The organism is Streptomyces sp. MGP-BFMKR1 (assembly GCF_057766585.1).
In genome coordinates, this window is the sequence record NZ_CM173408.1 from 4,173,398 (window position 1) to 4,195,660 (window position 22,263).

A 22,263-nucleotide genomic window follows, 5' to 3' on the forward strand; every position below is an offset into this window, starting at 1 on the left:
CGGAAACCACCCAACCCACCCCAACCACTGCCGGTCTCGTCGCCACCCCTCCCACGCCCGTGCCCTCACCCGCCTCCCAGCCATCCACCCCACACCCACCCGCTGCCCAACGCCCACCCCCACACAGCCCCGTCCACCAACCTCACCCGTGCTCACACCCACACCCACCCGGGCCCGAGCGCCCCTCCGCCGCGCCCGAGCCCCGCAGTGGGCCCGCACCACTCACCCACGGGCCCACCCACCCCACCGCGCACCACCAACCCGCGCCTCACTCACCCACGTACGTCGCTCACTCACGCAGGTCGCTCACCCGCTACACCGTGCGCAGCAACACCGCCGGTTGCTCGACGCAGTCGGCCACGTAGCGCAGGAACCCGCCGGCGGTGCCGCCGTCGCACACCCGGTGGTCGAAGGTCAGCGAGAGCTGCACGACGCGGCGTACCGCCAGCTCACCTCGGCGGACCCAGGGCCGGTCGGCTATGCGCCCCACTCCGAGCATCGCCGCCTCGGGGTGGTTGATGATCGGGGTGGAACCGTCCACCCCGAACACCCCGTAGTTGTTGAGCGTGAAGGTGCCGCCGGTCAGCTCGGCCGGGGTGAGCCGCCCCGCCCGTGCGCTCTCCGTGAGCCGCGCGAACTCCGCCGACAGTTCCACCGCGTCCCTCAGGTGCGCGTCGCGTACGACGGGGACCATGAGGCCACGGTCGGTCTGGGCGGCGAAGCCCAGGTGCACCTCGGGGAGCCGGACGATCTCTCGGGCCTCGGTGTCCACCGTTGAGTTCAGCTCCGGGTACCGGGCGAGCGCGGCCGTGCAGATCCGCGCCAACACGGCGAGCAGCGAGACCTTGGGGTCGCCGGCCGCGTTCATCGCGGCGCGGGCCGCGAGGAGTTCGGTCGCGTCGGCATCGACCCAACAGGTCGCCTCGGGGATCTCCCGACGGCTACGGGACAGCTTCTCGGCCACGGCCCCGCGCACCCCGCGCAGCGGTATCCGCTCCGCCTCCCGGGCGCCGGCCAGCCCGCCCCCGCGCGCCAGCGCCCCGGACGCGCCGACCACCTGGGCCGACGGCTGCCGCTCCGGGCTCGCGACGGTTCCACGCGCCGCCGCCGACGAAGCCGATCCCGCCGATGCAGCCGACGCAGACGGGCCCGTACCGGCCTTTGCCCGCTCCCGCTCCGAGCGTTCCGCGTCGCTCGACGCCACGGTCATCCGCGCTATCGCCCGCTCGACGTCCGAGCGCAGGATCAGCCCATCGCGCCCGGAGCCCACCACCTCACCCAGGTCCAGCCGGTGTTCCCGGGCCAGCCGTCGCACCAGCGGGGAGATCACCGGCGTCGGCCGCCCGGACGCCTGCGCGTCGCCGTCCGTACCGCCAGACGTGCCGCCGTCCGTACCGCCAGACGCACCGCCAGACGCACCGCCACCGACCGCCGCCGATCCGCGCGTGCCCGCCGTGGTCGCTGTGCCCGCCACGGCCGTCGCGGTCGCGGTCGCGGCAGCCGCCGTATCCGCCCCGCCCTCCCGCTGCGCGCCGACCGTGCCCGCGCCGGCTCCCACCGCCTCGGTCGCACGTCGCGCGGAGGTGCCCAGCGGCGCGGCGCGCAGTCGCCGTCGGCGTGCCGCCGGGGCTCCGGTCCCGTACCCGACCAGTACGTTTCCCGACCCCTCCGAGTCGCCCTCGCCGCCTCGCGCTGGGGCGCCCACACCGCCGTCACCGTCGCCGGCGCGGACGCCCGCGGGACCGGAACCGGTCGGGTCCGCCGCCCCCGCCGGGCCCGTGCCGTCGGTGTCCGGCTCGGCCCCCTCGGACGGGTCGCCCACCGCCACCGTCAGGAGGGCCGCTCCGACCGGCAGTTCCGAGCCCTCCTCGCCGAACCTCGCGGTGACCACGCCCCCGTACGGGCAGGGCACCTCCACCATGGCCTTCGCGGTCTCGACCTCGACCACCGGCTGGTCGACCGCCACCACGTCGCCGACGGCCACCAGCCATCGCACGATCTCCGCCTCGGTCAGCCCTTCTCCCAGGTCGGGGAGGGCGAATTCGCGCACCACCGCCATCAGTGAGCACCCCCCGCGAGACGCTCGGCCCCACCCCGACCGGGCTCGGAGGTCCAGTCGGCCTCCCACTGGAGGCGGGCTACCGCGTCCAACACCCGGTCCACGCCCGGCAGGTGGTGCCGCTCCAACATCGGCGGCGGGTACGGGAGGTCGAAACCCGCGACCCGCAGCACCGGCGCCTCCAGGTAGTGGAAGCACCGCTCGGTGATCCGGGCGGCGATCTCCCCGCCGGGGCCGCCGAACCCGGTGGACTCGTGGACCACCACCGCGCGCCCGGTGCGGCGCACCGACGCGCACACCGTCTCGTCGTCGAACGGCACCAGCGAGCGCAGGTCAACGACCTCCAGGTCCCAGCCTTCGGAGCGCGCCGCCTCGGCCGCCTCCAGGCAGACCGGGACCGAGGGCCCGTAGGTGATCAGGCTGGCGCTGCGGCCCGCGCGCCGCACGACCGCGCGGCCGATCGGAGCGACCTGCTCCGGCTGCTCCGGCGACCAGTCGGCCTTCGACCAGTACAGCCGTTTCGGCTCCAGGAAGACCACCGGGTCATCGGACGCGATGGACGCGCGCAGCAGGCCGTACGCGTCGGCGACGGTCGCCGGTGTCACCACGTGCAGACCGGGCGTCGCCATGTAGTACGCCTCGGACGAGTCGCTGTGGTGCTCGACACCACCGATGCCGCCGCCGTACGGGATGCGGATGGTCAGCGGCATCGGCATGGCGCCCCGGGTGCGGTTGCGCATGCGCGAGACGTGGCTGATCAGCTGCTCGAACGCGGGATAGGCGAAGGCGTCGAACTGCATCTCCACGACCGGCCGCAGCCCGTACATCGCCATGCCGACCGCCGTGCCCAGGATGCCGGCCTCGGCCAGCGGGGTGTCGGTGCAGCGCTCCTCGCCGAACTCCTGCACCAGCCCGTCGGTGATCCGGAAGACGCCGCCGAGACTGCCGACGTCCTCGCCCATCACGTGCACCGTGGGGTCCTCGGCCATGGCGTCGCGCAGCGCGCTGGTCAACGCCTGCGCCATGCTCGCGGGCTTGCGCCCCGCCTTGCGGGTGGTGGGGATGGCCGCGGTGGTCATCGTTCCTCCTCCGCGTCGAGCTCGGCGTCAAGCTCCGCACGCAGTTGGGCCGCCTGCTCCTGCAGTTGGCTCGTCTTCTCGGCGTACACGTGCGTGAACAGGTCCATCGGGTCGAGCGCGGCGTCCGCGTTCATGCGCTCGCGGAGCCTGGCGGCCATCTGTTCGGCCGCGTCGCGCGCTTCGGTTATCACGTCGTCCGTCAGCAGGCCGCGCGATCGCAGCTCGTGTTCGAGGAGTTCGATCGGGTCGTGCGCGCGCCACGCCTCCACCTCGGCGTCCGTGCGGTAGCGGGTGGCGTCGTCGGCGTTGGTGTGCGCCTCCACGCGGTAGGTCACGGCCTCGATCAGGGTGGGCCCGCCGCCCGTACGCGCCCGCTCGACGGCCTCGGTCAGCACCTCGTGCATGGCGACGGCGTCGTTGCCGTCGACGAGGCGGCCGGGGATGCCGTACCCCACGCCCTTGTGGGCGAGGGACGGCGCCGCGGTCTGCTTGGCCAGCGGCACGGAGATCGCGAAGCCGTTGTTCTGTACGAGGAAGACGACGGGCGCCCGCCAGACGGCGGCGAAGTTCAGCGCCTCGTGGAAGTCGCCCTCGCTGGTGCCCCCGTCGCCGACCATGGCCAGGGCGACCACGTCATCGCCCTTGAGGCGCGCCGCGTGCGCCAGCCCCACGGCGTGCGGCAGTTGGGTGGCCAGCGGCGTGCACAGCGGCGCCACCCGGTGTTCGCCCGGGTCGTAGCCGGTGTGCCAGTCGCCGCGCAGCAGCGTCAGCGCCTCCACCGGGTCGACCCCACGCGCGATGACCGCGAGGGTGTCCCGGTAGCTGGGGAAGAGCCAGTCCTGGTCGGCGAGGGCGAGACCCGCGGCGATCTCGCACGCCTCCTGACCGGTGGAGGAGGGGTAGACGGCCAGCCTGCCCTGCCGGGTCAACGCCGTGGCCTGCGCGTTGTACCGACGGCCACGCACCAACTCGGCGTAGAGCCGCAACAGCAACCCCGGATCGGCATCGGCCACGGCGTCCGTGCCCAGGAGCCGGTACGGCTCCGCGTCGGGGAGCAAGGGCGCGGGGTCGGTACGAGGCTGCCAGGCCGGTGGCGGGGTGGGCCGGTAGGAGCCGGGCTGCTCAAGGACCGTCATGTCGAGCACCTCCTCATGGGGCTGCATCCGAGTGCGCGGTGTGACGCGCCTCCCCTACCGATTGTTCGGTCGCCTCGGCATTTTGGCTACATGCGGGCCTAGCCTGTGGACAAACGGTTATCCACAGCCTGAGATAAACGCAGGGCGTCCATGGAGGGGAGGCGAGACCGCATGTCAGACGAACAGATGGCCAATCCGAGCGAGCTGCCACCGGCACGGCCACTCGACCCGATCGACCGCGACATTCTGCGGATGCTGCAAACGGACGGTCGCGCCTCCGTACGTTCCGTGGCCGAACGCGTACACATCTCGCGGGCCAACGCCTACGCGCGCATCAACCGGCTCATCGACGACGGCGTCATACGCGGCTTCAGCGCCCGCATCAACCAGGAGCGGGCGGGCCAGGGTGCCTCCGCGTACATCACCCTCAAGATCGTGCAGAACTCCTGGCGCACGGTCCGCGAAAAGCTGCAAGAACTACCGGGAACCGCGCACATCGCCCTGGTCAGCGGCGACTTCGACGTACTGCTGCTGGTCCACACACCCGACAACCGCGCCCTGCGCGAACTGGTCCTCACCCGCATCCAGGCCATACCGGAGGTCCTCGGCACCCGCACCCTGCTGGTCTTCGAGGAGACCGACCTGGGCCTGGACACGGAACTCTGACCGCACCACGCGAACCGGCCCCCTCCCCCCTCCCGACCAGCACGCCCCCGCGCTACCCGAGCGAACTCGGCACTCCGGCACCTCAGCTCTCTGGTCCCGTCCGACACCCCGGCCCTCGGTGCCCGCCCAGCACCCCGGCCCCCGGCGCCTGCCCGGCGCCCCGGTGAGGCTGAGCCGCGCCGGCCCACAGAGGCGTCGTGGACCGCGTTCGTGGCGCGGGTTGGCCCGTCCACCCTGGAGTGGCTGGCCCAGCTCCGGTTCGCGCTCGGCGCCCTGGCCAGCGGGCCGGGTCACCGGCAGACCCGTGTGACCAGCCGGGCTCGCCCGATCAGTCAGCCCATGCTCACCCGACCGACACCCAGCGGCCCCGATCGGCACCCAGCGCCCGGCCGCCGCCAATGCCCAGCCAGCTCACCCGACCCAGCGGCGCGCCCGAGCCCGACCCAACGGCAGGCCCCGGCCCACCGCGCCGGCCTGGGCTCGCGGGCTCAGACCCGCAGCCCGGCGAACGCGGTCCGCACCACCGCGTCCGCCACCTCGTCGCTGGTCGCCGCCCCACCCCGACCCGGCCGGTACCACTCGACGATGGAGTTGATCATCCCGAACAGCAGCCGGGTGGCCAGTCGCACGTCCACGTCCGGGCGCAGGTCGCCATCGGCCGCCGCCGTCTTGAGCAGCTCGGCCACCTCGTGGTCGAACTCGCGCCGCCGCTCCATGGCCCACCGCTCGGTGTCCGTGTTGCCCCGCACCCGCAGCAGCAGCGTCACGTACGGCAGCTCCGCCATCAGCACCTCGGCCGTGCGCCGGACCACGTACTGCAACCGGTCGATGGCCGCGCCCTCCAGGGCGTCGGGTTCCCGGAGAATCCCGAACAGCCCGTCGAGCGCCCGGCTTATGGCCCGCCGCAGCAGCTCTTCCTTGCCCTTGACGTGGTGGTAGATCGAGGACTTGGAGATGCCCGCCGCCTGCGAGAGGTGCTCCATCGAGGTGCCGTCGTAGCCGCGCTCGTTGAACACCTCGACGGCGACCGCGAGCAGCGATTCGGGCGTGTAGGTGTCGCGCTTGGCCATGGCCACGATTAGAGCAGGTCCCGGCGCGCCGCCGCACGGCGGACCAGGAGCGGCGAGGGAGCGTAGCGCCCGGTGGGGTAGGCGGCGTGCAGGTTCTCCAGCACGCGCCGCACCCACTCGGGGCCCAGTTCGCCGCCCCACTCCAGCGGGCCGCGCGGGTAGTTCACCCCCTTTCGCATGGCCGTGTCGATGTCGTGCGCCTCGGCGACGCGCCGACCCAGCGCGTCGGCCGCGAAGTCCACGAGCATCGCCACCGTGCGGGCCACGATCAGGCCCGGTATGTCGTCGATGACGCTGACGTCCTTGCCCAGGGCCTGGAAGAGGCCCACGGCGGCCTTGACCGAGCCGGGCCGGGCGGTCTCGGACGCGGCCAGCGCGACGCGGGTCGCGGTGCGGTAGTCCAGGGCCAGGTCGAAGCAGAGGGTGTCGGCGGTCGGTGCGGTCGTGGCGGCGGAGCCGTCGGTGAGGCCGAGCCGAGCGCCGCCCGGTAGCTCGATGAAGCCCGCTCCGCCGTCGTCCCAACCCTGGTAGGTGACCTTGATGCCGGCGTCGGATATGAGTTCGGGAAGCACCGCCGCAGGCCCCAGGTCACCGTGGACGATCACCGCCTCGGGTGGCGTCCGCGGCTCGGCCGTACGCGGGGCGGGCCGGCTCGCCGCCTTGTCTCCCGAGCCGTCGCCGTACGGGAACCACCCGCGCCCCGTCTTGCGACCGTGCAGCCCGGACTCGACCAGGCGCCGCTGGGCGAGCGACGGCGTGAATTTGGGGTCCTGGAAGAAGGCGTCCCACACGGATCGGGTGACGGCCTCGTTCACGTCCTGGCCGATCAGGTCCGTCAGCTCGAACGGCCCCATGCGGAAGCCGCCCGATTCGCGCAGCACGGCGTCGATGGTGGCGGGGTCGGCCGCCTGTTCCTCGTAGCAGCGCAACGCCTCGGCGTAGAACGGGCGGGCGATCCGGTTGACGATGAAACCGGGGGTGTCGGCGCAGCGCACCGGGGTCTTGCCCCACTCGGCGACGGTCTCGTACGCGAGGTCGGCCGCGGCCTCGTCGGTGGCGAAGCCGCGCACCACCTCGACCAGCGGCAGCAGCGGCGCCGGGTTGAAGAAGTGCAGGCCAAGGAGGCGGCCTGGGTGCTGGAGGGGGCCGGCGACGGCGGTGACGGACAGCGAGGAGGTGTTGGTGGCGAGCAGGCACTCGGCGGCGACGACTCGCTCCAACTCGGTGAACAGCTCCTGTTTGACGGCGAGTTGCTCCACCACCGCCTCGATGACCAGGGCCGCGTCGGACAACTCGGCTAGCCCGTCGGCCGGCAGCAGCCTGGCCCGGGCCGTGTCGCGCTGGGCGGCGGGCAGCTTGCCCTTGTCGACCAGCCGGTCGAGGCGGGCCCCGATGGCGTCGGCGGCCTGCGCCGCGCGGCCTGGCAGCGCGTCGTAGAGCCGCACCGGATGCCCGGCGACCAGGGCGACCTGCGCGATGCCCTGGCCCATGGTGCCGGCGCCGACGACAGCCACGACCCGGTCACGCGCTATGGCCGACGCGCGCGACGGGGCTCGCCGCGGCTCGGCGCCCGAGCCGTCCGCGGACCCGGGATCGGCCTCGGCGTCCCGCGGCGGTGCGCCGTCGACGCGGGACGCCGACTCCCCGCCGGTCCCGACGCCGGCCCTGCCGGACGCCGAGCTGGGACCGCTGGCCTCGGGGCTGGTAACGGGCTGGTCAGAGGCGGTTCCGAGAGTCCCGAGCTGCGCCGCGGCATGGGGCTCGGGGGCGGCTTTGATGGTGTGAGCGGCGGCTCCGGCTGCGGTGGTCATGTCGCTGATCCTCCCCGAAGATGGGTCCACGCGTCGGTTATCCACAGGGCCAATCCGGGCGTCTTTCGATGTTTATCCACAGGTTCCTCGGACCCCCTTGCCCCGACCGATCGTTCGGTTAATCTAGCTCTGTTGCCCCCGTCCCGCCCAGCTCGACGAGGAGTTGGTCCTCCATGGCCACCGAGCTCTCCGCAGCCCAGTTGATCGAGAAGCACCGCCCCACGCTCGACAGGGCGCTGGAGGCCATACAGACACGTGCGTACTGGTCGCCACACCCCGAGCACCCGAAGGCGTACGGCGGCACGGACGAGTCCGGGCGCGGCAGCCTGAGTGCCGGCGAGGGCCAGGCGGCCTTCGACGAACTGCGGGGCACCCGCTTCGAGCTCAGCCAGCCGGGCACGGACGACTGGGTCGGCGACGAGGTGTCTCCGTACGGCATCGAGCTGGGCGTGCTGTATCCGCACCCCGACATCGACGTGCTGCTCCCGGCCATGCGGGCCGCGATGCCCGCCTGGCGTGAGGCCGGCCCGGAGACCCGTGCCCTGGTGTGCATGGAGATCCTGGCCAGGATCAACGCCCGGACCCATGAGTTCGCGCACGCCGTCATGCACACGTCGGGACAGGCGTTCATGATGGCGCTGCAGGCCGGCGGGCCGCACGCCCAGGACCGCGGCCTTGAGGCGGTGGCGTACGCCTACCGGGAGCAGGAGCGCGTCCCGGGGGCGGCGAGTTGGTCGAAGCCACAGGGCAAGCGGGACCCGCTCCACCTGAACAAGGAGTTCACAGCCGTCCCACGGGGCATCGCCCTGGTGATCGGCTGCAACACCTTCCCCACGTGGAACGGCTACCCGGGCCTGTTCGCCTCGCTGGCCACCGGCAACCCGGTGCTGGTCAAGCCGCACCCGCGTGCGGTGCTGCCGCTCGCGCTGACCGTGCGCGCCGCGCGCGAGGTGCTGTCCGAGGCGGGCTTCGACCCCAACCTCGTGGCTCTCGCCGCCGAGCGCGCCGACGAGGGGCTGGCCAAGACGCTCGCCGTGCGACCGGAGATCCGCCTGATCGACTACACCGGCTCGACGGCGTTCGGCGACTGGCTTGAGGCCAACGCCCGACAGGCGCTGGTGTTCACGGAGAAGGCCGGGGTCAACTCCGTCGTAGTGGACTCGACAGACGACTACAAGGGCATGCTGAGCAACCTCGCGTTCTCGCTGTCCCTGTACAGCGGCCAGATGTGCACCACGCCGCAGAACATCCTGATTCCCCGCGACGGCATCCAGACGGATGCGGGACCGAAGTCGTATGACGAGGTGGTCAGCGATCTGGCGGGGGCCGTCGACGGTCTGCTCGGTGACGAGGCGCGTGCCAACGCGCTGCTCGGCGCCATCGTCAACCCGCAGGTGAAGGAGCGGGTGGAGGCGGCGGCGAGCCTCGGCGAGGTGGCGTTGGCCTCGCGTGCGGTCACCCACCCGGACTTCCCCGGTGCGACCGTGCGCACGCCGACGATCGTCAAGGCCGACGGGGCCCGCAAGGTCTGGGAGAGCCCGGAAGCCGACGCGGCCTACCTGTCCGAGTGCTTCGGTCCGGTCTCCTTCGCCGTGGCCGTGGATTCCACCCCGGAGGCGATCGAGTTGCTGCGGCACACGATTCGCCAGAAGGGCGCCATGACGGTCGGCGCGTACACGACGTCGGCGGAGATGGAGCGGCTGGCCGAGGAGGCGTGCCTGGAAGAGTGCGCCCAGCTCTCGCTGAATCTCACGGGCGGCGTCTATGTGAACCAGACCGCCGCGTTCTCCGACTTCCATGGCTCGGGCGGAAACCCGGCCGCCAACGCGGCCCTGTGCGACGGCGCGTTCGTGGCCAACCGCTTCCGGACGATCGAGGTACGTCGCCAGGCGTGACCGCATCCAACGCCTCCGCCGGCAACGCCCGTCGGCGGAGGCGCCCACCGGGGCAGAGGCGCGGCAGAGCCACGGCGCCACGCATTACCCGAGCCCGGCACGCGCCACTCTGACTTGGGCTGGCGGCCGTAGGTTTCGGCGGCGCCGAGGGCGAGGGGGCGCTCAGGTCGCCGCGGTGCGCGGCACCGCGTCCTGGCCCTCCGCTCCGGGCGACCGTGCCAGTCGCGGCGCCGAGGTGCGCAAGGTGCGGACGAGTAGGCCGAGTTCGGGGTCGGACGCGGCATCGGCGAGGGCGGCGGCCAGCGTCTCCTCGTACGTCCCGCGAGCCTCCGCGTGCCGCGCGCGGCCGGCGTCCGTGATGACGGTGTAGACCCCTCGCTTGTCGTCCGGACACAGGTCCCGGAAGGCGAAGCCGGCCGTGATCAGGCGCCCCGCGAGCCGGGTCGTCGAACTCTGGTTGAGCCCGACCTTGGCCGCGAGATCCTGCATGCGCAGGCCACTCGCGGTGGCCAACGCCAGGTGCCCGAGGGCGCGGTACTCGGAGAGGCCAAGGCCGTGTTGCCGTTGCAGGGCCACGGAAAGGCTCTGTTCCACGCGCGCGTGCAGGGCGATGACGCCACCCCACAGCAACTCGTCATCCATCGCACCCTCCCGCGCGCCAGGCCGCTTGACATGAGGTTACCCGTACGGACAAACTCCCGAAAGAAATTGCACGTACATGCAACTTACCTCTTTGGTGCTACCTTCCCCCGCCCCCACTTGCCGCTTCCCCCCGCCGCCACTTCGCCGGTTCGAGCGTTCAGCGCTCGTGCCGTGGCGAACCCCCGAACCGACCCCGCCCATGCCCAGGGAGCACCACCGTGTCCTGGATCTACCTGCTCATCGCCGCCGTCTTCGAAGTGATCTTCGCCCTCAGCACCAACGCCACCGAGGGCTTCACCAGACTCTGGCCCTCGCTGCTCACCGTCGCCGCCGCGACGGGGGGCGTGTTCTTCCTGAGCCTGGCCCTGAGAACGCTGGACGTGGGTGTCGGCTACACCATCTGGACCGGCCTCGGCTCGCTCGGCGCTCTCAGCCTGGGCGCAGTGATCTTCGACGAGGGTCTCGGCCTCGGCAAGGTGATCTCCTTCCTGGCCATCGTCGGCGGCGTGATCGGCCTCAAGCTCACCGGGGACTCCACCTCGTCCAGCGCCGGGCCGCAGACCCCGACCCCGCCCGGTCCGGCCGAGGGCGTGGGCCCCGCCGGCGCGCCGGCCGCTCACTGAACGGCGAGGAGCCAACCACCATGGCCTGGATCTACCTGTTGATCGCCGCCGTCTTCGAAGTGGCCTTCGCGCTGAGCACCAACGCCTCCAAGGGCTTCACCCGGCTGTGGCCCTCCGTCGTCGCCGTGACCACCACCGTCGTCAGCGTGTACTTCCTCAGCCTGTCCCTCAAGACGCTGGATGTGGGCGTCGGCTACACCATCTGGACCGGCCTCGGCTCGTTGGGCACCGTCACCCTGGGCGCGATCCTGTACAACGAGCGCATCACCACACCGAAGGCGATCTCCTTCATGGCGATCATCGGAGGCATCGTCGGCCTCAAGCTCACCGCCTGATCCTGACCGCGCATGCGAAGCACTGGCGGGTTGTGCAGAGAAAGTTGTGCAGAGAAACAACGGCACCACCGAACGCCGGACTGACGCGCAGGTCAGCGTCCCGGCGTACGGTTCAGCGGCCCGGCGTGCGCAGAGAAGTGCCCGCCGGGGGGAGCCTCGGGGTGGGCGCCCGGCGCGGGGCAGAGGCGCGGGAGGGCGCTCGCCTACCGCCAGGGGCCGGCCCGTACGGTCAATCCGTGATCGTGGCGTGCACCCGTACCCACGAGTGCATGGCGATGGCCGCCGCCGCGCCCGCGTTGATGGAACGCGTGGAGCCGAACTGCGCGATCGAGCACACCATGCTCGCCTGCTCCCGCGCCTCCCGGGTGAGCCCGGGGCCCTCCTGTCCGAACAGCAGCACGCAGCGGCGCGGCAACTCGACGCGCTCCAGCGCCACGGCGCCGGGCAGGTTATCGATCCCGATGATCGGCAGTTCCTCTCGCGCGGCCCATGCCGTCAGGTCGGCGGTGTCCGGGTGGTGCCGTATGTGCTGGTAGCGGTCGGTGACCATCGCCCCGCGCCGGTTCCAGCGGCGGTTGCCGACGATGTGGATCTCCTTGGCCAGGAAGGCGTTGGCCGTGCGCACCACGGAGCCGATGTTGAAGTCGTGGCTCCAGTTCTCCACGGCGACGTGGAAGTCGTGCCGCCGCGTGTCCAGGTCGGCGACGATCGCGTCGTGTGTCCAGTAGCGGTAGCCGTCCACGACGTTGCGACGGTCTCCCTCGGCGAGCAGTCGCGGGTCGTACTGCTCGCCGACGGGCCACGGCTCGGGGTGCGGTCCGACCCCGACCTGTGGCTGGAAGCCCTCGTCGTACTGGAGCGGCTCGTCCCCGTCGGCCGGGGGAACGGGCTGGTCCGTGGCGTTTGGTGCGGTCTGGCTGGTCACCCCACGAGGGTACGGTCCGCTGACGCTCGCACGTCCGGCCCGGGCGGGGCGGGCGTCCGCCGCGGCAGTCGCCCCCGGGCCCGTCCCAGGGCGGAGCCGACCCAACGCAGGAAGTTGGTCGGCAGGAACACCGCGTCCGCGGCGATCATCGCCAGCGAGAGGAACGGCAGCCCGAGCACGACGGCTATGCCGATGTGCTCCATCATCATCACCGCGAGCAGGACGTTCTTGGCCCGCCGGTTGAGGAGGGCGAAGGGGAAGGCGACCTGGACGAAGACCGTCCCGTAGCTGAGCAGCATGACCAGCGTCCCGCTGCTGCCCAGCGCGTCGGTCAGGCCGGGCCAGGGCGAGAAGTAGTCGAGGTGGAGCGGGTAGTGCACGGCGGTGCCGTCCTGCCAGCGAGTGCCCTGGATCTTGTACCAGCCAGCGGTCGCGTAGATCAGGCAGACCTGGCCCATGATCACGACGAGCGCGGCGTTGTGTACGAGGTTGCCCAGCGCGTCCATGACCGTGCGCGGCTCGCCCGGCGCGTAGTGGCAGACGGCCCACCACACCGCGTGTATCGCCCACAGCCCCCAGAAGATCAACAACCAGCCGTTGCTCAGCTCGCCCAGCGCGGTGACGACGGCGAGCACGGTGCCCAGCAGCGTCCACAGCACGACACCGGTGCCGTCGCTCCCCAGCAGGCCGGTGCCGGGAGAGGGATCGGACCGGCCCGCCACCCTCGTCGCTTCGACCGCCGCCCGCGGACCGGGCACGCGCGCCCCCGCTGACGCGCCAGCCACACCCGAGGCCGCCGCGGTGCCACTCCCGGCACTGCGCGCGGGGGACGGCTGGCCATCCGGGGACCGGGCCTCCCGTGCCGCGCGTCGGGCATCCAGCGACCACACGTGACCGCATCGGGTGAACACCAGATAGATCGCCATCAGGTGGATGATGTTGTCGCCGCCGTCCCCCACGAAGACGTTGCGGTTCTGCAGCGAGAGCACGCCGACCATGAAGAGCACGGACATGGTGCGCGTACGCCACCCCAGCAGCAACAGCGCGCTGGAGAGTATGGCCATCGCGTACACGGCCTCGAACCACACGCGGCCGTCCGACCACATCAGCACGGTGAACGCGCCGGTCCCGTCGATCAGTTGGCGGGCCATCTCGGGTGCCCACGGACTGTCCGGCCCGTACATCACCTGTCGGTGGGGCCATTCGCGCAGCAGGAACAGCAGCCAGGTGAAGGAGAAGCCGATCCTGACGATGGCGCTCTGGTACGGCCCCAGCACCGTTCCCGTGATCTTGGCCTGACCGCGAGCCGCGGCCCTCTCCAGCCGGCGTCCCAGCATGCGGAGGTTCACCGGTTGCTCTCCTTGGTCTGGCCGCCCCGGGGCTGCCGTTCGCTGAGCGCCGTGCCGTCCGCGGCCTTACGTCCGGGCAGGTCGTCGCTGGTGACGGTCCACCAGGGGAGGACGCGGTAGACCGTCTTGAGGTCGATCTTCTCCTCGCTCCAGGAGGGCGGGGCAACGGGCGTGGTGGCCGCCCGTACCTGTATGCGCTCCACGGTCCCGCCCTCGTGCTCGCTCCCGAACCGGTGCGCCACCATGCGGCGCACGTACTGCTCGGAGAGCTGGCCGCGCACGCCTATCGGCTGCTCCTTGGTGTCGTGCGAGCCGGCGTAGAACTCCCAGGCTCGGCGCAGTTGGTTCTGCTGCGAGTGGCTCGGCAGCGGGTTGTGCCGGATGGCCGCGCCGTCCTGGGCCGTCAGGTTGGTCCACGAGGTGATGGCCGTGCCACCGTCCGGCGTACGCACCTCGGCGCGCGCCGAGACGGCTACGTTCTGCTGGAGGGGATTGGGCGCGAAAAGCTTCCAGTTCTGCTCCAACTCCGGGTAGATGTAATCGCCGATCGCCTCGCTGTGTTCTCTGCTGACCGTGTTCGACGGCGCTACGTGCAGAAACGACATCGCCAGGTGCACGGCGACGGCCACCACCGCGACCGCTATCGCCACCCCGATGACGATCTGCCCCGGCAACGAAACACGCCCCCGCGCCACGCCTTCCCCGGCGGTCCGGGCGTCGGGCGCGCGGAAGCCGGCGGGTGCCTCGGGCAACGGACGCGGAGGCGGTACGAGACGGGGTTCGTCGCGTAGCTCGGTGTCGGGTCCGGTGTCGAGTCCGGGAGCGGGCTGTCGCCCCGCACCAGGAGCCGCGACCGTGCCAGGAGCCGCGGCCGTGGCCTCCGCGTCCGACTCCGGCCGGGCACCAGGGGTACTCGAAGCGGCCTCACCCGCAGCGTCGGCCTCGGCGTCGGCGGCGGCACCGCGCGGTGCCGGCGTCACCTCTTCCCCGCACGCACCCGGCCCTTCGCCGCCCGCGCCGGCCTGCTCAGGCCGTTCGGCTCGCTCGTCCGGTTGCATACCCACCCCGTTTCCCATCCTGGCAGCGCGCGGCGCCGCTCCCACGTACGCCCGGAGACGGTACCTACGGTGCCTCACCCAGCACAGCACCTCCGAGTTATCCACAGCCCGGTTATCCACAGCCTTGACACCAATTGAGGCACCGGAGAACATTGAACCGAACGATCGGTCGGTTGACAGCGGGCCCGATCCCCCGGCCCACGGACGCACCGACCGACGAGGTCTCGACGACCTGCGGGTCGGGTGGCGAGGAGCGTGACATGACGACGATGGCGCCGGACGCCGGCACCCAGGACGACGCGGCTTACGAGGCACAGTTCAACGCGGCCGTAGCCGCCGAGGAGCGCATCGAGCCGCGCGACTGGATGCCAGACGCCTACCGCGCCTCGCTGGTGCGGCAGATAGCTCAACACGCGCACTCAGAGATCATCGGCATGCAGCCCGAGGCGAACTGGATCACCCGCGCCCCCTCGCTGCGCCGCAAAGCCATCCTGATGGCCAAGGTGCAGGACGAAGCGGGCCACGGCCTCTATCTCTACAGCGCCGCCGAAACCCTGGGCACCAGCCGCGACGAACTCCTCGACCGGCTCCACGCCGGCCGCCAGAAGTACTCCTCGATCTTCAACTACCCCACGCTGACCTGGGCCGACGTCGGCGCCATCGGCTGGCTCGTCGACGGCGCCGCCATCACCAACCAGGTCCCGCTCTGCCGCTGCTCCTACGGCCCCTACGCCCGCGCCATGGTCCGCATCTGCAAGGAGGAGTCGTTCCACCAGCGCCAGGGGTACGAACTACTCCTCGCTCTCAGCAAGGGCACCGAGGCCCAGCACGCCATGGCCCAGGACGCCGTCAACCGCTGGTGGTGGCCCTCCCTCATGATGTTCGGCCCCCCGGACGACGAGTCGGCGCACTCCGCCCAGTCCATGGCCTGGCGCATCAAGCGGCACTCCAACGACGAGCTACGACAGCGCTTCGTCGACATCTGCGTCCCGCAGGCCGAATCCCTCGGGCTCACCCTCCCCGACCCGGACCTGACCTGGGACGAGGAGCGCGGACACTACGCCTTCGGCCCCATCGACTGGGACGAGTTCCGCGAAGTGCTGCGCGGCAACGGACCGTGCAACGAACAGCGCATCAACCAACGCCGCACGGCGCACGAGGAAGGCGCCTGGGTGCGCGAGGCCGCCACCGCCTACGCGACCAAGCAAGCCGAGCGCAGCAGGCACGGCTACCGCGCCCCACAAGACCAACAGCAGGGCGACACACAGGAAGAGGACATCGCATGAGCACGGCGGACTGGCCCCTGTGGGAGGTATTCGTGCGCAGCAGGCGCGGCCTGAGCCACACACACGCCGGCAGCCTGCACGCGCCGGACGCCGCCATGGCCCTGCGCAACGCCCGCGACCTGTACACCCGCCGCTCGGAAGGCGTCTCCGTGTGGGTCGTGCCCTCCGCCGAGATCACCGCCTCGTCGCCGGACGAGAAGGACTCGTACTTCGAGCCCGCGGCCGACAAGCCGTACCGCCACCCGACGTTCTACGAGATCCCCGAGGGAGTACGGCACCTATGAACCCCGCACCCGCGAGCGCGGCGCTAGCCCTGGGGGACGACGCCCTGGTCCTCTCGCACCGGCTGGGGGAGTGGGCCGGGCACGCCCCCGTCCTCGAAGAGGAACTGGCCCTCGCCAACATCGCCCTCGACCTCCTCGGGCAGGCGCGCGTCCTGCTCTCCCTGGTCGGCGACGAGGACGAACTCGCCTACCTGCGCGAGGAACGCGCCTTCCGCAACCTCCAGTTGGTCGAGCAGCCGCGCGGCGACTTCGCCCACACCATCGCCCGCCAGCTCTACTTCTCCAGCTACCAGCGACTGCTGTACGAGGAGCTGGCGCAGGGCGACACCGCCATCGCCGAACTCGCGTCCAAAGCGGTCAAGGAAGTCGACTACCACCGCGACCACGCGGAGCACTGGACGCTGCGCATCGGCGACGGAACGGCCGAAAGCCACCAGCGGATGCAGCAGTCCCTGGACGCCCTGTGGCGGTACACCGGCGAGGCGTTCGAGCCGATCGAGGGCCTCGCGGTGGACTGGGCGACGCTGCGAGCGCGTTGGACGGACCGCATCACCACCGTGCTCCGACAGGCCACGCTCACGCTGCCCAACGGACCGCAGAGCGGCGCGTGGGCCGCCGGCGGTGGGCGACAGGGCGTGCACACCGAGCCCTTCGGCCGCATGCTGGCCGAGATGCAGCACCTGCACCGCAGTCACCCGGGGGCGACATGGTGACCACCAGCCCCGTGGGCGAGACGCCACTGGAGCGGGAACTGCGCGAAGTCGCCGGTTCCGTCCCCGACCCCGAGCTGCCCGTGCTCAGCCTCGCCGAGCTGGGCGTGCTGCGCGGGCTGCGGGTGACCGGGCCGGGGCGGGTCGAGGTGGAGCTGACGCCCACGTACATCGGTTGCCCGGCGATCGAGACCATGTCCGCCGACATCGAGCAGGTCCTGCACCAGCACGGCATGCCCGAGGTCACGGTCCGCACGGTCCTCTCGCCGCCTTGGACCACCGACGCCATCAGCGCCGACGGGCGACGCAAGCTCAAGGAGTTCGGCATAGCCCCGCCGCGCACCACCGGACCGGTCACCAGCGGGCCGGTGGCGGTGGACCTGGCCATCCGCTGCCCACACTGCGGCTCGACGCGCACCAGCCTGCTCAGCCGGTTCTCCTCCACCGCCTGCAAGGCACTGCGCCGCTGCGAGTCCTGCCTCGAACCCTTCGACCACTTCAAGGAGCTGTCATGAGCGGGGCCCGCCACAGCGCCTTCCACCGGCTGCGTGTGACGGCCACCGAACGGCTCACCGACGATGCTGTGGCGATCACCTTCGCCGTCCCCCCCGACCTGCGAAGCCTCTACCGCTACACCCCTGGGCAGCACATCACCCTGCGCCGCTTCACCGGCAACACCGAGATACGCCGCACCTACTCGATCTGCTCCCCGGCACTCGACGCGGACGGCCCCACGAGCCTGCGGGTGGGCGTGCGACTCGTCGAGGGCGGTGAGTTCTCCACGTACGCGCTCAAGGAACTCGTCGCCGGTGACGAGGTGGAGGTGATGGCGCCAGCCGGTCGATTCGTCCTCGACGTCGGCCCCACGCCCCAGGCGGAGAGGGCGGAAGACTCACAAGACGCGGACGCCGTGGACGACCAGGACGGCTCGCAACGGAAATCGGACCGCGTGACGGATGGCGGGCACTACGCGGCCATCGTCGGCGGCAGCGGCATCACGCCCGTGCTGTCCATCGTCGCGACCCTGCTGGCTCGCCGCCCCACCGCCCGCTTCTGCCTGATACGCAGCGACCGTTCGGCCGCCTCCACGATGTTCCTGGAAGAGGTCGCCGACCTCAAGGACCGCTATCCGGACCGCCTCCAGCTCGTGCACGCCCTCTCGCGCGAGGAGCAGCAGGTCGGCCTGCCGTCGGGCCGCCTCGACCGCGAGCGGCTGACCGACCTCCTCCCCGCGCTGGTACCGGTGGCCGACGTGGACGGTTGGTTCCTGTGCGGCCCGTACGGGCTCGTACGGGCCGCCGACGCCGCCCTCAGCGAGCTGGGCGTTCCGCGTGCTCGGGTGCACCAGGAGATCTTCCACGTGGCAGACGACTCGCTCCCCACCACCAGCAGCGTCGCCCCCGCTCACAGCACGGTGACCGCCACTCTGGACGGCAGGTCGGGCACCTGGCCCGTGGGCGGGACGGAATCCCTGCTGGAGACGGTGCTGCGCAACCGAGCCGACGCACCGTATGCGTGCAAGGGCGGCGTCTGCGGCACCTGCCGGGCCTTCCTGGTCTCCGGCGAGGTCCACATGGACCGTAACTTCGCGCTCGAAGCGGAGGAGCTGGACGCGGGGTACGTGCTGGCCTGCCAGTCGCACCCGGTCAGCGAACAGGTGGAACTCGACTTCGACCGCTGAGCAGCCGACGACAGTTCCGTCGGTAGGAGCCTGGCGGTAGGAGCCCGCCGGTGCGGCCCATCGGTAGGGCCCGGCGGCCAGGCGATACGGCAGTCTTCCGGCCGCCCGCGGCGGCCCCGGCGCCGAGGCCGTAGCAGCACCGAGGCCGTAGCGACGGCGACCACCACGACGGCCGGGCGGCAACGCCCGGCCGTCCGTCGTGGGCTGGTTCAGGCGTTACAGCACCGACGCGGGCTGTCCGCCCTCGCTCACCATCGGGCGCCCCGCCGCGTGCCAGGCCAGCATGCCACCGCCGACGTTGACCGCGTCCAGGCCCTGCGCCATCAGGTACTGCGCCACCTGCGCGGACCGCCCGCCCACGCGACACACGACGTGCACCCTGCGACCATCGGCGACCGCCTCGGTCAGTTCGCCGAACCGGGCCACGATCTCGCTCATGGGCACGTGCAGCGCGCCCTCGACGTGCCCCGCCGCCCACTCGTCGTTCTCACGGACATCCAGCAGGAAACCGTCAGCCGGTACCGCCGCGGCCTCCACCTCGGGCATCTGGGCAAACGCCATCAAGGCACCTCTTCTTCTCTCGGTCTTCTTCAGAGCTCATCCGGTCTTCCCCCACCCAATCTTGCAGGCCCGCGACACCCCAAACCGACCAGGAACCGCCTGTCTTCCGCCCAGCCTCCGCCCACCGCGGCCCGCAACCGACGAGCGTCCAAGCCCGACGCCAGGCACGAGACAACGGCCTCGTGCCTGGCGTCGGGCCGGTGGGCTGCCGGTGGGCTGGGGGGGGCGGCCTGGGGCTTGTAAGGGTGACTGGGGCACGTGGCGGTTCGGTCGGGCTTGAGGCTCATGATGGCCGCGGGCACGTGGGTAGCCGTCGGGTCTGAGGCGGCGGAGGGGGGCCAGCTCACGGGATTCGGGTTACGGACTTCTTACGGCCTTCGGGGGGCTCCCCCCGCCCCCTCCCTCCCCTCCCCCTCCTCCGCCCCCAGCCCCACCCGCACCCGCCCCCACACCCACACCCGCCCACAACACACCCCACCGCCCCGGCCCCGCCGCACGCGCCCCCTCCGCCCAGCCCGGCACACGCGACCAGCAGCCCGACTCGCCGCACGCGCGCACGCCCACCCGCCGGACCGACCGCCCACCCGACGCGTTCGCTCCGGCCCGGCCGCCTGCTAGCCGAGCAGTTCCGCGAGCTGGGCCTCGCGCTCGGCGACCTGGGCGAGCAGTTGCTCGGCGATCTCTTCGAGCAGGCCGTCCGGGTCGTCCTGGGCCATCTTGATCATGGCGCCGATGGCGCTGGACTCCAGCTCCTCCGCCATGGTCGCCAGCAGTTCCTTCCGTGCGGCGAGCCATTCGAGCCGCGCGTAGAGTTCCTCGCTGCGGCTGGGCCACTGCGGCTCGGGGGGTGGGCCGGACTCCCACTCCGCGGCGAGTTCGAGTAGCTCCTCGGTGTTTCCGTCCGCGTAGGCGGCGTTGACCCGGACGAGGAACGCCTCCCGGCGCTCTCGTTCGGCGTCCTCGCGGGCCAGGTCGGGGTGGGCCTTGCGGACCAAGTCGCGGAAGACGCGACGGGCCTCGTCACTGGGCCGGACCCGGGGCGGAGGCTTGACCGAGCGTTCGGTGAGCATCGACTGGGCCTCGGGCGAGATCCCGTCGGAGTCCATCCAGCCCTGGAACAGCTCCTCCACCTGCGGCATGGGCAGCACCAGCGAACGCGCCTCCCGCGCCCGGCGCAGGTCTTCCTCGTCGCCCGACCGCGCCGCGATCGCTTCCGCGATCAGGGCGTCGAGTTCGTCCAGCCGTGTGTACATGGGGCCCAGACGCTGGTGGTGCAGCCGGGAGAAGTTCTCCACCTCGACCCGGAAGGTCTCCAGCGCGATCTCGAACTCGATCAACGCCTGCTCGGCGGCCCGCACCGCGCGCTCTAGCCGTTCCTCGGGGCGTGGCGGGGCCCCCGGCGCGGAGTCTGCCTGCTGCTGGCGCGCTTCCTCGTTCGTCTGCGCTTCGGGGTTCGTCACGCAGCCAGCCTACGGGCCGCCTCGCCAGCCCCGCCGCGTCCGGTTCACACGCCGAGTTCAGCCGCTATTCGCCCGGCCCGCACGGCGGTAACCAGGTGTGCGTGGTCGGCCTCGGTGCGGTCCGCGTAGGCCGTCGCGAACTCCGCCATCGCCTCGTCCAACTTCTCTCCCTTGCCGCAGTAGCCGCCGATGACGCGCGGGTCCGCGCTGTGTGAGTGGGCCCGGGCCAGCAGCGCGCCCGTCATCCGGGCGTAGTCGTCGATCTGGTCCGCGGCCAGGGCCGCTGGGTCCACGCTTCCCTTGCGGTTGCGGAACTGCCGCACCTGGTACGGCCGCCCGGCCACCGTCGTCCAGCCCAGCAACTGGTCGCTGACCACCTGTATCCGCTTCTGCCCGAGCACCACGCGCCTGCCCTCGTGCTGCTCGGCCGCGGGCGCGGGCGCCGCGCTCCAGCGCGGGTCCAAGGAGATCTTGCTCACATGGGGGAGTAGCGCGGAGAGCCTGGCCTCCTTCACCTGGAGCACCAGCGGCTCGCCCCGGTGGTCGAGCAGCAGCACCACGTACGAGCGAGTGCCGACGCTGCCGGTGCCGACCACGCGGAAGGCCACGTCGTGCACCGCGTACCGGGCCAGCAGCGGCAGTCGGTCCTCCGGCAGGGTGCGCAGGTAGTCCCCGAGCGCCAGGGTCACTGCCGCGGCCTCCTCGTCGGGCACCCGGCGCAGGACCGGCGGGGCGTCCACGAAGCGTCGTCCGCCGTCGGGCGTGGCCTCGGTCGAGCGGGCCGCGAAGCGCGCGCTGGTGTTGCGCCGGGCCTTCTCCGAGACCCGTTCCAACGTGCCGAGCAGGTCCTTCGCATCCGTGTGGGAGACGAGTTCCTCGTCGGCTATGGCGTTCCACGCCTCGGCGGTCGGCAGTTTGGCCAGCAGCCGCATGGTGCGGCGGTAGGCGCCCGCCGCGTCCCGGGCCGCCGCGCGGCACACGTCCTCGTCCGCGCCGGCCTCGCGCCCCGCGAGCACCAGCGAGGCCGCGAGCCGCTTGAGGTCCCACTCCCAGGGCCCGTACACGGTCTCGTCGAAGTCGTTGAGGTCCATGACCAGCCGCCCGCGCGCGTCCCCGTAGAGGCCGAAGTTGGCCGCGTGCGCGTCCCCGCACAACTGCGCCCCGATGCCGGTCGTGGACCCGTGGGCCAGGTCGTGGGCCATCAGGCCGGCCGTGCCGCGCAGGAAGGCGAAGGGGGAGGCCACCATGCGGCCGACGCGGATGGGGACCAGCTCGGCCAGCCGCCCGGCGTTGGACTCGCGTACGGCGGTGACGGCATCGGGGCGCTGGCCGTCGGGCTCGAAGCGGGCGTGCGCGTGGCGCGGCATCCGCTCCCGCAGCGCCTTCCCCTCGCGCTTGCCGAGGCCGGTCCCGTCGCGCCGGGCGAAGCCCGGCACGTGCGGCACCCGCTCCCCGTACGCCACGCGCTCCGCGCCCGCCGGCCCTGTGTCACCCGGCAGCCCGCCCATCACCCCACCACCGACCGCCGCTCCGACCAGCGCCCCACCCGGCGCATCGACACCGTGCACCACCGCGCCGGCGACCACGGCCCCAGACGCGACCACGCCAGGCAGCCCCGCGCCGGACACCACGG

At 72.0% G+C, this 22,263-nt stretch carries 21 protein-coding genes; 9 read left to right on the forward strand and 12 right to left on the reverse strand.

Going from position 1 to position 22,263, the window contains the following annotated elements:
- Positions 1-313 precede the first annotated feature (313 nt).
- From AC3CHW_RS16045 to pdhA, 3 genes are read right to left on the reverse strand one after another with little or no spacing between them, the layout of a single operon-like run.
- A complete protein-coding gene (locus AC3CHW_RS16045) occupies positions 314-2,059 on the reverse strand; it encodes a dihydrolipoamide acetyltransferase family protein (RefSeq protein ID WP_488470905.1) in 1,746 nt (581 codons plus the stop codon).
- Positions 2,059-3,138: an alpha-ketoacid dehydrogenase subunit beta gene (locus AC3CHW_RS16050; protein WP_488470906.1), complete on the reverse strand. Its 1,080-nt coding sequence runs from the start codon at positions 3,136-3,138 to the stop codon at positions 2,059-2,061. The genes AC3CHW_RS16045 and AC3CHW_RS16050 overlap by 1 nt, the downstream gene beginning before the upstream one ends.
- Positions 3,135-4,274: a pyruvate dehydrogenase (acetyl-transferring) E1 component subunit alpha gene (pdhA, locus tag AC3CHW_RS16055; RefSeq protein ID WP_488471071.1), complete on the reverse strand. Its 1,140-nt coding sequence runs from the start codon at positions 4,272-4,274 to the stop codon at positions 3,135-3,137. Before pdhA ends, AC3CHW_RS16050 begins: the two co-directional genes overlap by 4 nt.
- Before the next feature lie 171 nt (positions 4,275-4,445).
- Between pdhA and AC3CHW_RS16060 the strand changes: the two genes are divergently transcribed.
- Entirely contained in the window at positions 4,446-4,940 is a 495-nt protein-coding gene (locus AC3CHW_RS16060; RefSeq protein WP_176162965.1) for an Lrp/AsnC family transcriptional regulator, read from the forward strand.
- Positions 4,941-5,428: 488 nt separating this feature from the next.
- Here AC3CHW_RS16060 and AC3CHW_RS16065 read toward each other — a convergent pair whose 3' ends face one another.
- Complete coding sequence (locus AC3CHW_RS16065; RefSeq protein ID WP_176162964.1) at positions 5,429-6,016, reverse strand: TetR/AcrR family transcriptional regulator; 588 nt, start codon at positions 6,014-6,016, stop codon at positions 5,429-5,431.
- A gap of 2 nt (positions 6,017-6,018) precedes the next feature.
- Positions 6,019-7,821 carry a 3-hydroxyacyl-CoA dehydrogenase gene (locus AC3CHW_RS16070; RefSeq protein WP_488470907.1) on the reverse strand — a complete coding sequence of 601 codons (1,803 nt, stop codon included), beginning with the start codon at positions 7,819-7,821 and terminating at the stop codon, positions 6,019-6,021.
- A gap of 173 nt (positions 7,822-7,994) precedes the next feature.
- On the opposite strand from AC3CHW_RS16070, the gene paaN reads away from it, so the two are divergent.
- On the forward strand, positions 7,995-9,716 hold the full coding sequence (gene paaN / locus AC3CHW_RS16075) for a phenylacetic acid degradation protein PaaN (protein WP_398612197.1): 1,722 nt from the start codon (positions 7,995-7,997) through the stop codon (positions 9,714-9,716).
- A gap of 162 nt (positions 9,717-9,878) precedes the next feature.
- Here paaN and AC3CHW_RS16080 read toward each other — a convergent pair whose 3' ends face one another.
- Positions 9,879-10,358, reverse strand: coding sequence for a MarR family winged helix-turn-helix transcriptional regulator (locus tag AC3CHW_RS16080; protein ID WP_488470908.1), 480 nt, complete (start codon positions 10,356-10,358; stop codon positions 9,879-9,881).
- A 218-nt stretch (positions 10,359-10,576) separates the two neighbouring features.
- On the opposite strand from AC3CHW_RS16080, the gene AC3CHW_RS16085 reads away from it, so the two are divergent.
- Together AC3CHW_RS16085 and AC3CHW_RS16090 are read left to right on the forward strand one after the other, a co-directional pair.
- Complete coding sequence (locus AC3CHW_RS16085; RefSeq protein WP_488470909.1) at positions 10,577-10,981, forward strand: DMT family transporter; 405 nt, start codon at positions 10,577-10,579, stop codon at positions 10,979-10,981.
- Between the two features lie 20 nt (positions 10,982-11,001).
- Positions 11,002-11,316, forward strand: coding sequence for a DMT family transporter (locus AC3CHW_RS16090; RefSeq protein WP_398612194.1), 315 nt, complete (start codon positions 11,002-11,004; stop codon positions 11,314-11,316).
- A 229-nt stretch (positions 11,317-11,545) separates the two neighbouring features.
- Here AC3CHW_RS16090 and AC3CHW_RS16095 read toward each other — a convergent pair whose 3' ends face one another.
- The 3 genes from AC3CHW_RS16095 to AC3CHW_RS16105 are packed head-to-tail and all read right to left on the reverse strand — an operon-like array spanning position 11,546 to position 14,264.
- A complete protein-coding gene (locus tag AC3CHW_RS16095) occupies positions 11,546-12,241 on the reverse strand; it encodes a TrmH family RNA methyltransferase (protein ID WP_217195679.1) in 696 nt (231 codons plus the stop codon).
- Positions 12,238-13,578, reverse strand: coding sequence for an HTTM domain-containing protein (locus AC3CHW_RS16100; RefSeq protein WP_488471072.1), 1,341 nt, complete (start codon positions 13,576-13,578; stop codon positions 12,238-12,240). Before AC3CHW_RS16100 ends, AC3CHW_RS16095 begins: the two co-directional genes overlap by 4 nt.
- An 8-nt stretch (positions 13,579-13,586) precedes the next feature.
- Entirely contained in the window at positions 13,587-14,264 is a 678-nt protein-coding gene (locus AC3CHW_RS16105) for a DUF5819 family protein (protein WP_488470910.1), read from the reverse strand.
- A gap of 644 nt (positions 14,265-14,908) precedes the next feature.
- On the opposite strand from AC3CHW_RS16105, the gene paaA reads away from it, so the two are divergent.
- From paaA to AC3CHW_RS16130, 5 genes are read left to right on the forward strand one after another with little or no spacing between them, the layout of a single operon-like run.
- Positions 14,909-15,934 (forward strand): 1,2-phenylacetyl-CoA epoxidase subunit PaaA, encoded by a 1,026-nt coding sequence (paaA, locus tag AC3CHW_RS16110; protein WP_176162956.1) that lies wholly within the window; start codon positions 14,909-14,911, stop codon positions 15,932-15,934.
- Positions 15,931-16,218, forward strand: a complete 288-nt coding sequence (gene paaB / locus AC3CHW_RS16115; RefSeq protein WP_176162955.1) for a 1,2-phenylacetyl-CoA epoxidase subunit PaaB — start codon at positions 15,931-15,933, stop codon at positions 16,216-16,218. Before paaA ends, paaB begins: the two co-directional genes overlap by 4 nt.
- Complete coding sequence (gene paaC, locus AC3CHW_RS16120) at positions 16,215-16,931, forward strand: 1,2-phenylacetyl-CoA epoxidase subunit PaaC (RefSeq protein WP_488470911.1); 717 nt, start codon at positions 16,215-16,217, stop codon at positions 16,929-16,931. Before paaB ends, paaC begins: the two co-directional genes overlap by 4 nt.
- Positions 16,925-17,443 carry a 1,2-phenylacetyl-CoA epoxidase subunit PaaD gene (paaD, locus tag AC3CHW_RS16125; RefSeq protein WP_488470912.1) on the forward strand — a complete coding sequence of 173 codons (519 nt, stop codon included), beginning with the start codon at positions 16,925-16,927 and terminating at the stop codon, positions 17,441-17,443. Before paaC ends, paaD begins: the two co-directional genes overlap by 7 nt.
- Positions 17,440-18,609, forward strand: coding sequence for a 2Fe-2S iron-sulfur cluster-binding protein (locus tag AC3CHW_RS16130; protein WP_488470913.1), 1,170 nt, complete (start codon positions 17,440-17,442; stop codon positions 18,607-18,609). The genes paaD and AC3CHW_RS16130 overlap by 4 nt, the downstream gene beginning before the upstream one ends.
- A 216-nt stretch (positions 18,610-18,825) precedes the next feature.
- Here the strand turns inward: AC3CHW_RS16130 and AC3CHW_RS16135 are convergent, their stop codons facing one another.
- From AC3CHW_RS16135 to AC3CHW_RS16145, 3 genes are all read right to left on the reverse strand, one after another.
- Positions 18,826-19,170: a rhodanese-like domain-containing protein gene (locus AC3CHW_RS16135; RefSeq protein WP_387599569.1), complete on the reverse strand. Its 345-nt coding sequence runs from the start codon at positions 19,168-19,170 to the stop codon at positions 18,826-18,828.
- A gap of 614 nt (positions 19,171-19,784) precedes the next feature.
- A complete protein-coding gene (locus tag AC3CHW_RS16140) occupies positions 19,785-20,630 on the reverse strand; it encodes a hypothetical protein (RefSeq protein WP_398612187.1) in 846 nt (281 codons plus the stop codon).
- Between the two features lie 44 nt (positions 20,631-20,674).
- Positions 20,675-22,138 carry a DUF2252 domain-containing protein gene (locus AC3CHW_RS16145; protein ID WP_488471073.1) on the reverse strand — a complete coding sequence of 488 codons (1,464 nt, stop codon included), beginning with the start codon at positions 22,136-22,138 and terminating at the stop codon, positions 20,675-20,677.
- Positions 22,139-22,263: the final 125 nt, after the last annotated feature.